Annotated in this window: 11 protein-coding genes; 5 read left to right on the top strand and 6 right to left on the bottom strand. The window is 64.6% G+C overall.

The features are described from left to right. From ACODSU_RS12300 to ACODSU_RS12285, 4 genes are read left to right on the top strand one after another with little or no spacing between them, the layout of a single operon-like run. On the top strand, window positions 1-810 hold the full coding sequence (locus tag ACODSU_RS12300; protein WP_488842510.1) for an enoyl-CoA hydratase/isomerase family protein: 810 nt from the start codon (window positions 1-3) through the stop codon (window positions 808-810). Further along, window positions 807-2,741 (top strand): acetyl/propionyl/methylcrotonyl-CoA carboxylase subunit alpha, encoded by a 1,935-nt coding sequence (locus ACODSU_RS12295; protein ID WP_488842509.1) that lies wholly within the window; start codon window positions 807-809, stop codon window positions 2,739-2,741. The genes ACODSU_RS12300 and ACODSU_RS12295 overlap by 4 nt, the downstream gene beginning before the upstream one ends. Next, window positions 2,738-3,910 carry an acyl-CoA dehydrogenase family protein gene (locus ACODSU_RS12290; RefSeq protein WP_488842508.1) on the top strand — a complete coding sequence of 391 codons (1,173 nt, stop codon included), beginning with the start codon at window positions 2,738-2,740 and terminating at the stop codon, window positions 3,908-3,910. Before ACODSU_RS12295 ends, ACODSU_RS12290 begins: the two co-directional genes overlap by 4 nt. 14 nt (window positions 3,911-3,924) lie before the next feature. Next, a complete protein-coding gene (locus tag ACODSU_RS12285) occupies window positions 3,925-4,827 on the top strand; it encodes a beta-keto acid cleavage family enzyme (protein WP_488842507.1) in 903 nt (300 codons plus the stop codon). Window positions 4,828-4,903: 76 nt separating this feature from the next. On the opposite strand, the gene ACODSU_RS12280 is transcribed toward ACODSU_RS12285, so the two are convergent. The 3 genes from ACODSU_RS12280 to ACODSU_RS12270 form a co-directional block, all read right to left on the bottom strand. Then, window positions 4,904-5,935 (bottom strand): RelA/SpoT domain-containing protein, encoded by a 1,032-nt coding sequence (locus ACODSU_RS12280; RefSeq protein WP_409860454.1) that lies wholly within the window; start codon window positions 5,933-5,935, stop codon window positions 4,904-4,906. Window positions 5,936-6,021: 86 nt separating this feature from the next. Further along, window positions 6,022-8,196, bottom strand: a complete 2,175-nt coding sequence (locus ACODSU_RS12275; protein ID WP_488842506.1) for a 3-hydroxyacyl-CoA dehydrogenase NAD-binding domain-containing protein — start codon at window positions 8,194-8,196, stop codon at window positions 6,022-6,024. A 22-nt stretch (window positions 8,197-8,218) separates the two neighbouring features. After that, a complete protein-coding gene (locus ACODSU_RS12270; protein WP_488842505.1) occupies window positions 8,219-9,424 on the bottom strand; it encodes an acetyl-CoA C-acetyltransferase in 1,206 nt (401 codons plus the stop codon). Window positions 9,425-9,570: 146 nt separating this feature from the next. Between ACODSU_RS12270 and ACODSU_RS12265 the strand changes: the two genes are divergently transcribed. Next, complete coding sequence (locus tag ACODSU_RS12265; protein ID WP_225581100.1) at window positions 9,571-9,873, top strand: hypothetical protein; 303 nt, start codon at window positions 9,571-9,573, stop codon at window positions 9,871-9,873. A gap of 84 nt (window positions 9,874-9,957) precedes the next feature. On the opposite strand, the gene ACODSU_RS12260 is transcribed toward ACODSU_RS12265, so the two are convergent. The 3 genes from ACODSU_RS12260 to ACODSU_RS12250 all read right to left on the bottom strand — a co-directional run bounded on the left by ACODSU_RS12260 (window position 9,958) and on the right by ACODSU_RS12250 (window position 14,396). Further along, window positions 9,958-11,121, bottom strand: coding sequence for an acyl-CoA dehydrogenase family protein (locus ACODSU_RS12260; RefSeq protein WP_488842504.1), 1,164 nt, complete (start codon window positions 11,119-11,121; stop codon window positions 9,958-9,960). Window positions 11,122-11,248: 127 nt separating this feature from the next. Continuing rightward, window positions 11,249-12,415 (bottom strand): ABC transporter substrate-binding protein, encoded by a 1,167-nt coding sequence (locus tag ACODSU_RS12255; protein WP_015012483.1) that lies wholly within the window; start codon window positions 12,413-12,415, stop codon window positions 11,249-11,251. Window positions 12,416-12,539: 124 nt separating this feature from the next. Then, window positions 12,540-14,396 (bottom strand): AMP-dependent synthetase/ligase, encoded by a 1,857-nt coding sequence (locus ACODSU_RS12250; protein WP_488842503.1) that lies wholly within the window; start codon window positions 14,394-14,396, stop codon window positions 12,540-12,542. Between the last annotated feature and the right edge of the window lies 1 nt (window position 14,397).

Genomic DNA, 14,397 nt, shown 5'->3' with positions numbered 1-14,397 from the left:
ATGGCCGATTCGCTGTTGATCGACCGCGCGCCGCTGGCCAGCGGCAGCGTGGAAACATGGACGCTCAACGACCCGGCCAGCCGCAATGCGCTGTCAGAAGCCATGGTGGACGCCCTGCTGACTGCGTCTGTGCGCGCTGCCGCCGATGCCGACCTGCGTGGCGTCTTGCTGCGCGGTGCCGGCGGGCATTTCTGTGCGGGCGGCAGCCTGGGCGGTTTTGCCAAGACCATTGGCCAGCCCCTGGCTGCGGGCGAAGCCGATCCGCTGGTGCCATTGAACCGCCGCTTTGGCGCGTTGCTGCAGGCCCTGTGTGCACTGCCGCAGTGGCTCATCGTGGCGGTCGAAGGTGCTGCGATGGGCGGAGGCTTTGGCCTGGTGTGCTGTGCCGACCATGTGCTGGCCCACACCAGCGCGCAGTTCGCCACGCCCGAGGTCACGCTGGGCATCGTGCCCGCGCAGATTGCACCATTTGTCGTGCGGCGCCTCGGCCCTGCGACGGCGCGGCGGTGTTTGCTGACGGGCGAGCGTTGGGATGCTGCGATTGCTCAACGTGCGGGGCTGGTGGATGAGGTGGTGGCTGGCGACATGGAGGCTGCTGTGCAAGCTGCCATCGCACGCCACGCCGCCGCCGCGCCGCGGGCCGTGGCCGCCACGAAACGTTTGTTGCTGGCCCAGCCCGAGACGCCGTTGCCCGCGCTGCTGGATGAAGCGGCCATGGCCTTTGCGCAAGCGCTTCGTGGCCCCGAGGCTCCGCAAGGGCTGGCGGCGTTCGCCTCGCGCAAGGCACCGCCCTGGAGTGCGAAGCCATGAAAAAAATCCTCATAGCAAACCGATCAGAGATCGCACGCCGCATCATCCACACCGCCCACCGCATGGGCATCGAAACGGTGGCGGTCTATTCCGACCCCGATGCCAACGCCCTGCATGTGCGCGAGGCCACCCAGGCGGTGGCGTTGGGCGGCGCGTCCAGTGCCGACACCTACCTGCGCATCGACAAGCTGCTGGCCGCCGCCCGTGCCACCGGCGCCGATGCCGTGCACCCCGGCTATGGCTTCCTCAGCGAGAACGCCGATTTCGCCCAGGCCGTGGTCGATGCGGGCCTGACCTGGATCGGCCCCTCGCCAGCCGCCATCCGCGCATTGGGCAGCAAATCGGGGGCCAAGGCCCTGGCCCATGCGCACGGCGTGCCCTGCTTGCCCGGGTACTCCGGCGACGACCAGAGCGATGAACGTTTTGCCGCCGAGGCCGCGCGCATTGGCACGCCCCTCATGGTCAAGGCCGTGGCGGGTGGGGGAGGGCGCGGCATGCGCCTCGTCACCGACCTGGCGCAGTTGCCCGCCGCACTGGCCAGTGCCCGGTCGGAGGCGCTAGCGGGCTTTGGCTGTGGCGACCTGCTGATCGAACGTGCGCTGTTGCAGCCGCGCCATGTGGAGGTGCAGATCTTTGCCGACGCCCACGGCGCGTGCATCCACCTGGGCGAGCGCGATTGCTCGGTACAGCGCCGCCACCAGAAGATCATTGAAGAGTCCCCCAGCCCCGCCGTGGACGCAGCGCTGCGCGAGCGCATGGGCGCCTGCGCCGTGGCGCTGGCACAGGCAGCTGGCTATGTGGGTGCGGGCACGGTGGAGTTCTTGCTCGACGGCAGTGATTTCTACCTGATGGAGATGAACACCCGCCTGCAGGTGGAGCACCCGGTGACCGAAGCGCTCACGGGGCTGGACCTGGTGGAATGGCAAATCCGCGTGGCTCGGGGCGAGCCGCTGCTGCTCACGCAAGATGAGGTGCATCTGCAAGGCCACGCCATCGAAGTGCGCCTGTGTGCCGAAGACGCGCACTTCCGCCCCCACACCGGCCGCGTGCTGCAGTTCAGCGCACCACCGGCCACCGCGTTTGAGCGGGCTGCGCCGGGCGCGCTGCGCTTTGACCATGCGCTGGAAGAGGGGGCAGAGGTCACGCCTCACTACGACGCCATGCTGGGCAAGCTCATCGTGCACGCGCCCACGCGGCCCGAGGCCATTGCCGCGCTGGTGCGTGCGCTGCAGGGCACCCGAGTGCTGGGCTTGCCCACCAACCGCGCGTTTCTGGCGGCCTGCCTGCAGCACCCCGTGTTTGCCAGCGGCCAGGCGCTGGTGCCGTTCCTGGCGGAGCATGCCCAGGAGCTGCAGCGGTTGCTATCAAATAATGAGCTATCAGTGCATATTCCTTCGGCGCTATCGGCCATTTTTGCTTCAAATCCGACGTCGAACCTGCCTTGTGCCATGGCCCGGCCCCTGCGGCTGCGCCACCAGGGCGAGGTGCACTCCATTGCCGTGCGCGAGCTGGGCGGTGGAGGGCTGCAGGTGGAGCAGGCCGGTGCAGAACCTGTGACTTTGCAACTGCCCCAGCGCGGTGTGCACTGCGTGGCGGTGGGCCCCCGGCGCTGGCACTGGCAAACCGGCGGCGTGGACGGCTGGGTGGAAGACGCATCGTGGGAACCCGCCGCGCGCGCGGGTGTGGCGGGCGGTGCGACGGAGTTGCGTGCCCCCTTCAACGGCAAGGTGGTTGCGCTGCCTGTGGCCGCAGGTCAGGCGCTGGCGGCGGGCGATACGGTGGTGGTCATCGAATCCATGAAGCTCGAACACAGCCTGGCCAGCCCTGCCGCCGCCACGGTGGCTGAGCTGCTGGTGTCCCCCGGCCAGCAGGTGTCGCCCGGCCAGGTGCTGGCCCGCTTTGCACCCGCCACGCAAGGAGCGCCCGCATGACCGCCACATCCGATGCAAGTGCTGTGAGCGACGAAGACCGCACTGCCCTCACCGACACCGTCACCCGCTTTGCCCGCACCGAGATCGCGCCGCATGTGGACGCGTGGGATGCGGCCGGTGAGTTCCCCCGCAGCCTGTACCGCCGCGCGGCCGACCTGGGCCTGCTGGGCCTGGGTTACCCGGAGCAGTACGGCGGTACGCCTGCCAGCTATCAGCTGCGCCTGCCACTGTGGCGCGCGCTCAGCCGCCATGGCGCGAGCGGCGGTGTGTTGGCCAGCCTGCTGTCGCACAACATCGGCTTGCCGCCCGTGCTGGCGCATGGCAGCGATGCTGTGCGTGCCGAGGTCATTCCGCCCGTGCTGGCGGGTGAGCAGATCGCCGCGCTGGCCATCACCGAGCCCGGTGGCGGGTCAGACGTGGCCCAGCTCAAGACCACCGCGCGGCGAGAGGGTGATGAGTACATCGTCAACGGCGAAAAGGTGTTCATCACCTCCGGCATGCGCGCAGACTGGATCACGGTAGCCGTGCGCACTTGCGAAGCCGGAAGCAAAGGTAGCGCAGGCATCTCCATGCTGCTCATCCCCGGCCACAGCGCAGGCCTGTCGCGCACGCGCCTCGACAAGATGGGCTGGCTCTGCTCCGACACCGCCCACCTGCACTTCGACAACGTGCGCGTGTCAGCCCGCTACCTGCTGGGCGAAGAGGGCGCGGGCTTTCGCATCATCATGGCCAACTTCAACGGTGAGCGTTTTGGCCTGGCCGCGTCGGCCCTGGGCTTTGCCGAGGCCTGCTACGACGAAGCCCTGGCCTGGGCCCGCCAGCGCAAGACCTTTGGCGCCGCGCTGGTGGAGCATCAGGTCATCCGCCACAAGCTGGTGGACATGCAGATGCGCATCCAGTCCACCGCCGCGTGGTGCGAATCCGTGGCCGCGCAGGCCGACGCGGGGCGCACCGGTCCCGAGTGGGTCGCGCAGGTCTGCCTGCTCAAGAACCACGCCACCCAAACCATGCAGTTCTGCGCTGACCACGCCGTGCAGATCCTGGGTGGCATGGGCTTCATGCGCGGCACCGTCAGCGAGCGCATCTACCGCGAGGTCAAGGTCATGATGATCGGCGGCGGTGCGGAAGAAATCATGAAGGACCTGGCTGCACGCCAGCTAGGCATTTGAAGGAGACAGGCACCATGCACAGCACCGACCACAGCAACAAAGCCATCATCACCTGCGCCATCACCGGCGTGCTGACGGACCCCGGCCAGCATCACGTGCCCGTTACGCCCGAGCAACTGGCAAAAGAGGCCCGCCGCGCCTACGACGCAGGCGCCGCCGTGGTGCATGTGCACTTTCGCAACCAGGAGCCCGGCAAGGGCCACCTGCCCAGCTGGGACCCTCAGGTGGCGCGCGACTGCGTGCAAGCCATGCGCGAGGCCTGCCCGGGTTTGATCATCAACCAGACCACCGGCGTGGTCGGCCCCAATTACCAGGGCCCGCTCGATTGCCTGCGCGCCACCCGCCCTGAGATGGCGGCGTGCAACGCCGGCTCGCTCAACTACCTGAAGGTGCGCAGCAACGGCACCTGGGCCTGGCCGCCCATGCTGTTCGACAACCAGCCCGCCAAGGTCAAGGACTTCATCGACGTGATGCTGGAGACAGGTACGTTGCCCGAGTTTGAGTGCTTCGACGTGGGCATCGTCCGCTGCGTGGAGATGTATGTGCAGACCGGCATGTACACCGAGCGCCTGCCTGAATACAACTTTGTGATGGGCGTCGAATCCGGCATGCCCGCCGACCCGGACCTGCTGCCCATATTGCTCAAGCTGAAAATCAAGGATGCCCCCTGGCAAGCCACCGTCATCGGCCGCAGCGAGATCTGGCCTGTGCACCAGCGCGTGGCCGAACTGGGCGGGCATTTGCGCACGGGGCTGGAAGACACGTTCTATCTGCCGGATGGGACCAAGGCGGAGTCGAACGGGCCGTTGATTGAGAAGCTGGCGGAATACGCGCGCAACGCGGGGCGGGAGGTGGCTTCGCCGCAGGAGGCGCGGGGGATGTTGGGGTTGGCGGAGGCGTCAGCAGGTGCCAACTGAATTTTCTTGCCTTCCTTTAGAAAGCGCTGCGAGTCTCCGTGATCTCTAGCGTCGAACCTAGAATCTCCGCGCCAAATTACGTTGTTAACGTCGTAGAGCGTAAGTAGTTGGACCCGTCTGCCACCCAAGATAAGAAATCGTGGGCATCGTCATAGTAGTTTTTGAAACTCGCTCTGATGTCGTCCGCCGTCGTTCTTGGCACATAGACGACGTCAGCAGTTGGCCGCGAGACTTCAAGGTCGAATAGCTTTGCTAGAGCTTCTGTTTGCGTTTCAAAACCGAACAGCTCAAGTTGCCCACCTTCTCTGAAAAGAATGAACTCGGGCCCCTTGTTGGCTTCATTTCCGCTCAAGGCAACTCCTAGTCCTGCCAGCTGCAGTTTGAAATTCAACTCTGCTTCATGCTTTTCGTAAAGCGATATCAGCTCGCCGTTCTCTAGGTCCGGATGTGGTCCAGGGCATCCTTCAAACGACCTCGCCAGTATTTCGCTAGTGAGGGACATCAAAGCGAGGTATCGCGTATCGCCTCGGTGATACTTTGGTTCGCTTGCACCTTTTGTAATGTGGGCAATGATTTCGTTTGTGGTCGACCAAGCGTTTTGGACCTCAGTTCGGTATTGAAGCTCAATGCGGAGGCCGCGCAAATGTCTGCCCTCATCTGAGGCTACGTTGTATTCGTAAACATCATGGATGCCACGATAACCATCCTGTTTTGGCGTCTTGATGTAGTCGTATTTGTCTACCGAAGTTTTAAGTATGTGATCGAATCGGGCGCTGTGCATGGACTGTCGGAAGGCGTAAAGGGATGGAACGTCAGGGCATATCACTCGACAGCCTGCGACGTCGTCCATCCTGGCGAGATCCATGCCTTGCTGCCGCTGTAGCTTGTCAAATATGGTCGCCTTGCGTTTGTGGCGCTGTATTACCCGCGCACCGTACTCCTTGGCGCGATTTCGTAGCAGCGCCTGGAACGTATTGATCACGCTTGAGTGGGCAGCGCGCCATTCCTCGATGACGTGGAGGTCTTCCGGCGTGGCTCGGGCTTCGCGAATGGCTGCTCCTGCCGCATTCACGCGCGATTTCGATCCGCCGGGGAATTTTTTGTCCATCTGCTTATTTTCGAGTTAAGCCAAACTCTGCGTGAGGCCTCACTGCTTCGCCTGAATATGCACCGCAGACACTGGCTAACCCATCTTCATTGGAGATGCGGTTGAAATCTTTGAATGGTTTCACGAACCCTTGCGTCGAGCAAGAACCCAGCTCCGTAGTTCGCTGCTAGCACATCGGCTTTTATCAAGAAAGCTTCGATGCCATTCCCATAGACAAACTGCATCGCCCCCCCCGTCCACGCCGGAAACCCAATCCCAAAAATCGACCCGATGTTCGCGTCATGCACGCTGGTCAGCACGCCCTCGGCCAGGCAGCGCGCGGTCTCGATGGCCTGGCGGTAGAGCAGCCGGTCCTGGATCTCCTGCACGCTCCATTCCACGCCGGGCTTTTCGAACAGGGGTTTCAACTCCGGCCACAGGTGCTTCTTGGCGCCTGCGGGGTAGTCATAAAAACCGCCGCCACCGGCGCGGCCGGGGCGCTTCAGTTCCTTGACCATGCGCTCCACCAGCAGCTCGCCGGGCGTGGCGATGTAGGTCTTGCCTTCGGCAGCGTAGTCGGCGCGGGTCTGGTCCAGCACGTGCACGCTCAGGGTCAGCGCGGTCTCGTCCAGCACGGCCAGTGGGCCCACGGGCAGGCCGGCCTGCATGGCGGCGTTTTCAATCGCAGCGGCGGGGATGCCTTCGCCCAGCATGGCGGCGCCTTCCATCACAAAGGTGCCGAAGGTGCGGCTGGTGTAGAAGCCGCGTGCGTCGTTGACGACGATGGGCACCTTGCCCAGGGCCTGCACGTAGTCGAACGCGCGGGCCACGGTTTCGTCATCCGTCTGTTTGCCGCGGATGATCTCCACCAGCTTCATCTTGTCCACGGGGCTGAAGAAGTGGATGCCGACAAACTTCTCGGGCTGGCTGCTGGCCGTGGCCAGACCGCTGATGGGCAGGGTGGAGGTGTTGCTGGCGAAGAAGCCGCCGGGTGCCAGCTGGGGCTCGGCCTCGCGCGTGACCTGGGCCTTGAGGTCGCGGCTTTCAAACACGGCTTCAATGATGAGGTCGCAGCCTGCCAGGTCGGCCGCGCTGGCGGTGGGCGTGATGCGCGCCAGCAGCGCTTGCTGCGCCTCGGCCGTCATGCGGCCTTTGTCCATGCGGGCCTGGGTTAGGCGGGCAGAGTAGGCCTTGCCAGCTTCAGCCTTCTCGGTGCTCACGTCCTTGAGTACGGTGGCAATGCCCCGGCTGGCCTGGGCCCAGGCGATGCCTGCGCCCATCATGCCTGCGCCCAGGATGCCGACCTTTTGCGGCTTGTAGCGTGGAGCCGAGCCTGGGCGTGACTTGCCGCTCTTGATCGCGTTCATGTCGAAGAAGAACGTGTTGATCATGTTGCGCGCGACGGGGCCGGTCATCAGGCGGGCGAGGTAGCGGCTTTCGATGCGCAGGGCGGTGTCAAAGTCCACCATGGCGCCTTCGACCATGGCGGCCAGCGCCGCCTCGGGCGCGGGGTAGCGGCCGCGGGTGGTCTTCTTGAGCATGGCGGGCGCCACCGTCAGGGCACCCGCGATCTTGGGGTTGGCGGGTGTGCCGCCGGGCATTTTGTAGTTCTTGTCGTCCCACGGCTGCACGGCGTGCGGGTGCGTGGCGATGTGGGCCAGGGCAGCGGGCAGCAGTTGCTCGCGCGTGGCGACCAGCTCGTGCACCAGTTGCAGCTCCAGCGCTTCGGCGGGGTTGAAGAGCTTGCCTTCCAGGATGTAGGGCTGCGCACCCATCAGGCCCAGCAGGCGCGTCATCTTGGTCACGCCGGTGGCGCCAGGCATCAGGCCCAGCGTGACCTCGGGCAGGCCGAACTGGATCTTGGGGTCGGCCACGGCGATGCGGTAGTGGGCGACCAGGGCCACCTCCCATCCGCCGCCAAGCGCCGCGCCATTGAGGCAGGCCACCACCGGTAGCCCCAAAGTTTCGAGCGTGCGGAAGTGCTTCTTCATGCGCTCGATTTCGCCGAAAACGGCAGGAGCATCCGCAGGTGTCAGGCGCATGGTGGCCTTGAGGTCGGCGCCCGCAAAGAAGCTGGTCTTGGCCGATGCCAGCACGATGCCTTTGAGGGCAGTGCCCAGGCGTTCGCGGTCACCCAGCACCTGTGCAGTGACCTCGCCCAGCTCCTGCTGCCACTGGCGGCACATGGTGTTGACGGGCGAGTTGGTCTCGTCAAACGTGATGACGGCGACCTGGCCTTCGGTGCCCTGGGCGGGGATGAGTTCGTAGCGGATGGTTTGCATGATGTTCTTGTCTCCTGCCCGTTCAGATACGTTCAACAATCGTTGCGATGCCCATGCCGCCGCCCACGCACAGCGTGGCCAAGCCGTAGCGCTGGCCCCGGCGGTGCAACTCGTCAATCAAGGTGCCGAGGATCATGGCGCCCGTGGCGCCCAGCGGGTGGCCCATGGCAATGGCGCCGCCGTTCACGTTGACCTTGTCGTGCGGCACGCCCAGCTCGCGCATGAAGCGCATGGGCACGGCGGCGAAGGCCTCGTTCACTTCAAACAGGTCGATCTGGTCGATGGTCATGCCCGCGCGAGCCAGCGCCTTTCTGGCGGCGGGTACGGGGCCGGTGAGCATGATGGTGGGGTCGGCGCCGCTGAGCGCCGTGGCCACGATGCGTGCACGGGGCGTGAGGCCGTGGGCCTTGGCGGCGGCCTCGTTGCCGATGAGCACAGCGGCGGCGCCATCCACAATGCCCGACGAGTTGCCCGCGTGGTGCACGTGGTGGATGCGCTCCACCTGTGGGTAGCGCTGCAGCGCCACGGCGTCAAAGCCCATGCCGCCCAGTTGCTCGAACGAGGGCTTGAGCGCGCCCAGGCCTTCGAGGGTGGTCTTAGGCTTGATGAATTCGTCTTCGGCCAGGATGGTCTGGCCAATGAAGTCGCGCACGGGCACGACGGAGTTCTTGAAGTAGCCGGCTGCGCGCGCGGCAGTGGCGCGGCGCTGCGATTCGAGCGCGAAGGCGTCCACGTCGGCGCGGGTGTAGCCGTCCAGCGTGGCGATCAGGTCGGCACCGATGCCCTGCGGCACGAACAGCGTGGCGGAGTTGGTCTCCGGGTCTTGCGCCCAGGCGCCGCCGTCGGAGCCAATGGGCACGCGGCTCATGCTCTCCACGCCGCCAGCCACCACCAGGTCCTCCCAGCCGCTGCGCACCTTCTGTGCGGCCAGGTTCACGGCCTCCAGGCCCGATGCGCAGAAGCGGTTGACCTGCACGCCCGCGCAGCGGAAGTCCCACCCGGCCTTGAGCGCGGCCACCTTCGGCAGCACCGAGCCCTGTTCGCCCACGGGCGAGACGATGCCCATGACCACGTCGTCCACCGCCGCCGTATCAAAGCGGTGGCGCGCTTGCAGCTCCGCCAGCAGGCCCGTGAGCAGGTCGATGGGCTTGACCTCGTGCAGGGTGCCGTCCTTCTTGCCCTTGCCGCGCGGGGTGCGCAGCGCGTCGAATACATAGGCTTCGGTCATGAATGGTCTCCGGTGGTTTCTCTAAACTTCAAGCAGGTATCGTGGTGAAGCAGCTGGGCTGGCCCACGCCGCTACAAGGTGCTTTCTGACGCGTGTGCAGTGGTTTTTGCACTATCTTTCGGCGGTTGCTATCTACATTTCTGGCTATGGAACGAAATACATCCCCTGCATTGCAGCGCATCGCGCGCAGCGCCATCGAATACGACGACACGCGCGAAGGGTTTGCACTGGAGCACCATGTCGTGCTGGCAGCGTCCAGCGCGCTGGCGGTGGCGGCCTTCATGGCGCCCAGCCGCAGCTCGGCAGCCATACGCGGCATTGGCGCAGGCTTGCTGCTGATGCGCGCGCTGAGCGGCAGCCAGGGTGTGCGCTCCTGGCTGAATGTGACAGATCGTCGCCCCGGTGCACCCCTCAGCCCTGAGGAAGCGCGCGCCGCGTGGTATCTGTAACGGCATTCGGCGCCCACTGGCGCCCTGTGACGGGCGCTGTGCGGAGCGTCGTGCGCTGCGTGGCTCATGGCGCGGTGCATGCGCCTATTTACCCAGGCCCATGGCACGCGCAATCACTTCTTTCATGATCTCGTTGGTGCCACCGTAAATGCGCTGTACGCGCGCGTCGGCATAGGCGCGGGTGATGGGGTATTCCCACATGTAGCCGTAGCCGCCAAACAGCTGCACACATTCGTCCATCACCTTGCACTGCAGGTCGGTCGTCCAGTACTTGGCCATGCTGGCGGTCTCGGTGTCGAGCTGGTCCTTCACGATGAGTTCGCAGCATTTGTCCACAAACACGCGGGCCACCTGCACCTGCGTTTGCAGCTCGGCCAGGGTGTGGCGGGTGTTCTGGAATGACGCCACGCTCTGCCCAAACACCTTGCGCTGCTTGACGTAGTCCAGCGTCCAGTCGATGGCAGCCTGGGCGGCAGCCACGGCGGTGATTGCGATCTGCAGGCGCTCCCAGGGCAGCTGCTCCATCAGGCAGATGAAGCCGCGCCCTTCCATCGCGGGGCCACCCAGCAGATTCTCGGCGGGCACCTTCACGTCATTGAAGAACAGCTCGGACGTGTCTTGCGCCTTCATGCCCATCTTCTTGAGGCGCTGGCCTTTTTCAAAGCCGGGCATGCCGCGCTCGACCAGGAGCAGGCTGGTGCCCTTGGCTCCCGCCGCCGGATCCGTCTTGGCGACCACGATCACCAGGTCGGCATGCCAGCCGTTGGTGATGAAGGTCTTGCTGCCATTCAGAACGTAGTGGCTGCCGTCAGCGCTTTTGATGGCGGTGGTCTTGATGCCCTGCAGGTCGCTGCCCGCAGCGGGCTCGCTCATGGCGATGGCGCCCACCACGGCACCGCTGGCCATTTGCGGCAGGTACTTTTGTTTTTGCGCCTCAGTGCCGTAGTGCAGGATGTACGGCGCCACGATCTCGCTGTGCAGACCAAAGCCGATGCCGGTGGTGCCCGCGCGCGCCAGTTCTTCCATCTGCGCCACCGAGTACAGCTTGTCGGCCCCGGCGCCGCCGTATTCCTCGGGCAGGCTCATGCACAGAAAACCGTTGGCGCCCGCCTGGCTCCACACCTCGCGCGCCACGTAGCCCTGGTCTTCCCAGTCGGCATGGAGGGGCGTCACTTCTTTTTCGATAAAGCGGCGAAAGCTGTCGGCAAAGGCCTGGTGGTCGGGCTGGAAGAGGGTGCGTTCGATCATGGTGGGGCAACCAGGTTATTTATGCAAAGTTACTGCTTGGTTAAATTCTGCCACTGACTGGGCCCGGATGCACCCCCTGAAACGCAAAAGCCGCCCGAAGGCGGCTTGAAGGAAGCGGATCAGGCGCTCATGGCTTGACGTAGTCGGAGACCACCTTCCATTTGCCGTCCTGGATCTGCGACAGGCGCGAGAGGTCGCTGCCCAGGCGCTTTTGCGGGCCAAAGGTGCCCTCGGCGCTGCCGAACATGTCGGGCGGGATCACCATGGTGTCCATGGCCTTGATGAAGCTGTCGGTGCTCAGGTTGGGGCCTGCCTTTTGGGCGGCCTTGATGAAGGCATCGATGGCGTTGTAGCCGTAGACCGAGAAGACGGTGGGGTCTTCATTGAACTTGGTCTTGTACTTGTTGGCCCAGAAGCGGATGGGCTGGCTGGCTTCATCCAGGTAGGGGTGTTGCACCGTCATCGTGGCGTACAGGCCGTCCATGGGCTTGCCGCCCAGCTTGTGGATGAGGTCGGTGTATGCCGCGCTGGAGCCCAGGAAGGTGGGGCTGAAACCGGTCTTGCGCGCCTCGGCAATCGTGCCAATCGTCTCGCGGATGATGGTGCCCAGGATCACGAAGTCGCATTCGGACGACTTCATCTTGGCGACCTGTGACGAGAAGTCGGTGGCGCCGCGTTTGTAGGAAGTCTTCTCGGTGAAGTCCATGCCGATGGACTTCAGCGCTGCCTCGCCGCCGCGCATCACCTCCAGGCCAAACTCATCGTCCTGGTAGATGGTGCAGATCTTCTTGGCGCCCTTTTCCTTGATGAGCTTGGGCGCGGCCAGACGGATCTGGTCGTAGTAGGTGGCGGCAAACGAATACTTGAGCTTGTGGAAGGGCTCGTACATTTCCCGCGCGGCCGTCACGGGGAAGAAGTTGATCACGTTCTTGCTGAACTGCACGGGCATGGCGGCCAGGTTCTGCGCCGTGCCGATGTGCGCGATCATCATGAAGATCTTGTCCTGGTTGACAAGCTTCTGCGCGGCCAGCACGGCTTTCTTGGGGTCGTAGCCCGAGTCTTCCACTTTCAGGTCCAGCTTGCGGCCGTTCACGCCGCCTTGCTCGTTGGCCTCGTCCACGCGCAGCATCATGCCCAGCCGAACCTGCTTGCCAAACCCCGCCAGCGGGCCCGACAGATCCTGGATGGAGCCCAGCGTGATGGTGTCCTTGCTCACGCCCTGGCTGGGCTGCGCCTGGGCGGAGGCACCGGCCATGGCCACGAGGGCCAGCGCGGCGATGTGATGAAACTTCATGGCACGTCTCCTTCGGTTGGATCGAAACAAAAACGATCGCTCGTTATAGAACGATGCCCGGGGTGGGGCACCAGCACTTTCCCTATCCTGATGGGCGTGGCCTGTGGTTGCTTGCCGCGCGCGCCTACCGGTACATGGCCTCGATCTGGGGGGCGTACTTCTGCTGCACCAGCTTGCGCTTGAGCTTCATGGTGGGTGTCAGCTCTTCATCCTCGGCCGTGAGCTGGGTGTCGAGCAGGAAGAACTTCTTGATCTGCTCCACACGCGCGAACTTGGTGTTGACGCGGTCGATCTCGCCCTGGATCAGCTCTTGCACCTCGCGCGTACGAGTCAGGCTGGCGTAGTTGGAGAAAGGCACGTCGTTGTCCTGCGCGTACTTCTCCACATTCTCCTGGTCGATCATGATGATGACTGTGAGGTAGGGCAGCTTGTCTCCAATCACCACCGCGTCGGTGATGTAGGGGCTGAACTTGAGTTCGTTCTCCAGCTCGCTGGGCGTGATGTTCTTGCCACCCGCCGTGATGATGATGTCCTTCATGCGGTCGGTGATGCGCAGGTAGCCGTCCGCATCGACCAGCCCCACATCGCCCGTGTGCAGCCATCCGTCAGGGTCGATGGTTTCAGCCGTCTTCTCGGGCTGGTTGAGGTAGCCCTTGAACACATTGGGGCCGCGCACCAGGATCTCGCCGGTGGCGGGGTCGATGCGCACCTCGTTGTAGCTGGCTGCCGGACCAATGGAGCCGGGCTTGATGCGGCTGGCCGGCACGCCCGTGGAAGCGCCACAGGTCTCGGTCATGCCCCAAACCTCCAGCATGGGCACGCCCAGCGCCAGGTACCACTTCACCAGCTCGGGCGAGATGGGGGCTGCCCCCGTGACGAGGAAGCGGGCGCGGTGGATGCCGATGAGCTTGCGCACATTGTTCAGCGCCAGAAAGCGCGCGAGCATGAACTGCGCCTTCAGCAGACCACCCACCGGCTGGCCCGCCAGCACGCGGTCTGCAATGCGCGTGCCCACACCGATCGACCAGGCATAGGCTGCCTGCTGCAGCCGCGTGGACTCCTTCAGGGCAATCATCACGCCCGAATAGAACTTCTCCCACACCCGCGGCACTGCAGTGAACACCGTGGGTGCGATCTCGCGCACGTTTTCGGGCACGGTGTCCGGGTTCTCCACAAAGTTCAGGCGTGCGCCGGTGTAGAGCGAGAAGTACTCGCCGCCCATGCGCTCGGCGATGTGGCAGAGCGGCAGAAAACACATGGTCTCATCCGCCTCGCTGCGCGAGATGAGTGTGTTGTAGCCGCGCACGGTGTAGGTGAGGGCGCCGTGTGTGTGCATGGCGCCCTTGGGTTTGCCGGTGGTGCCCGAGGTGTAGACCAGAATGGCCAGGTCTTCGGGGCGGCAGGCCTTGACGCGCTGCATCAGTGCGTCGGGGTGTTGTGTATTCCACGCGCGGCCCAACTCGCGCAGGTTCGCAAGGCTCAGCACATCGGGATCGTTCAGGCTGCGCAGGCCTTCCATGTCGAACACAACCACCTTGCGCAGCAGGGGCAGCCTATCGCGCACTTCCAGTGCCTTGTCGAGCTGCTCGTCGTCTTCCACAAACAGCACGGTGGTGCGCGAGTCTTCACACAGGTAGTGCACCTGCGCAGCTGCGTCGGTGGGGTAGATGCCATTGGCCACGCCGCCGCAGCTCAGCACGGCCAGGTCGGCCAGCACCCATTCGATGTTGGTGTTGGACAGGATGGACGCGCACTCACCCGGCGCAAACCCCAGCGACATCAGGCCGCCGGCAATTTCCCGCACGGCCTCGGCCGTCTGGTCCCAGGTCCAGCTCTTCCAGATGCCCAGCTCCTTCTGGCGCATCCACACGCGCGGGCCGCGCTCGGCCACGGCGTTCCAGAACATGGCGGCGATGGTATCGCCCGCCAGCACGTCGGTGCCTGCGGGCTGGATGTGATCGAGGTCCCAGAGATTGCTCATG

The sequence above is a fragment of the Acidovorax sp. FG48 genome, assembly GCF_057809085.1.
The sequence above is the reverse complement of the archived record's forward strand: the minus strand, read 5'-3'. Positions and strand labels throughout refer to the sequence as shown.

What these genes read in the sequence shown, in the direction of transcription:
- ACODSU_RS12255 (WP_015012483.1), bottom strand. Translation starts at nt 12,415, where the DNA reads ATGAAGTTTCATCACATCGCCGCGCTGGCCCTCGTGGCCATGGCCGGT.
- ACODSU_RS12290 (WP_488842508.1), top strand. Translation starts at nt 2,738, where the DNA reads ATGACCGCCACATCCGATGCAAGTGCTGTGAGCGACGAAGACCGCACT.
- ACODSU_RS12265 (WP_225581100.1), top strand. Translation starts at nt 9,571, where the DNA reads ATGGAACGAAATACATCCCCTGCATTGCAGCGCATCGCGCGCAGCGCC.
- ACODSU_RS12270 (WP_488842505.1), bottom strand. Translation starts at nt 9,424, where the DNA reads ATGACCGAAGCCTATGTATTCGACGCGCTGCGCACCCCGCGCGGCAAG.
- ACODSU_RS12300 (WP_488842510.1), top strand. Translation starts at nt 1, where the DNA reads ATGGCCGATTCGCTGTTGATCGACCGCGCGCCGCTGGCCAGCGGCAGC.
- ACODSU_RS12250 (WP_488842503.1), bottom strand. Translation starts at nt 14,396, where the DNA reads ATGAGCAATCTCTGGGACCTCGATCACATCCAGCCCGCAGGCACCGAC.
- ACODSU_RS12295 (WP_488842509.1), top strand. Translation starts at nt 807, where the DNA reads ATGAAAAAAATCCTCATAGCAAACCGATCAGAGATCGCACGCCGCATC.
- ACODSU_RS12275 (WP_488842506.1), bottom strand. Translation starts at nt 8,196, where the DNA reads ATGCAAACCATCCGCTACGAACTCATCCCCGCCCAGGGCACCGAAGGC.
- ACODSU_RS12285 (WP_488842507.1), top strand. Translation starts at nt 3,925, where the DNA reads ATGCACAGCACCGACCACAGCAACAAAGCCATCATCACCTGCGCCATC.
- ACODSU_RS12280 (WP_409860454.1), bottom strand. Translation starts at nt 5,935, where the DNA reads ATGGACAAAAAATTCCCCGGCGGATCGAAATCGCGCGTGAATGCGGCA.
- ACODSU_RS12260 (WP_488842504.1), bottom strand. Translation starts at nt 11,121, where the DNA reads ATGATCGAACGCACCCTCTTCCAGCCCGACCACCAGGCCTTTGCCGAC.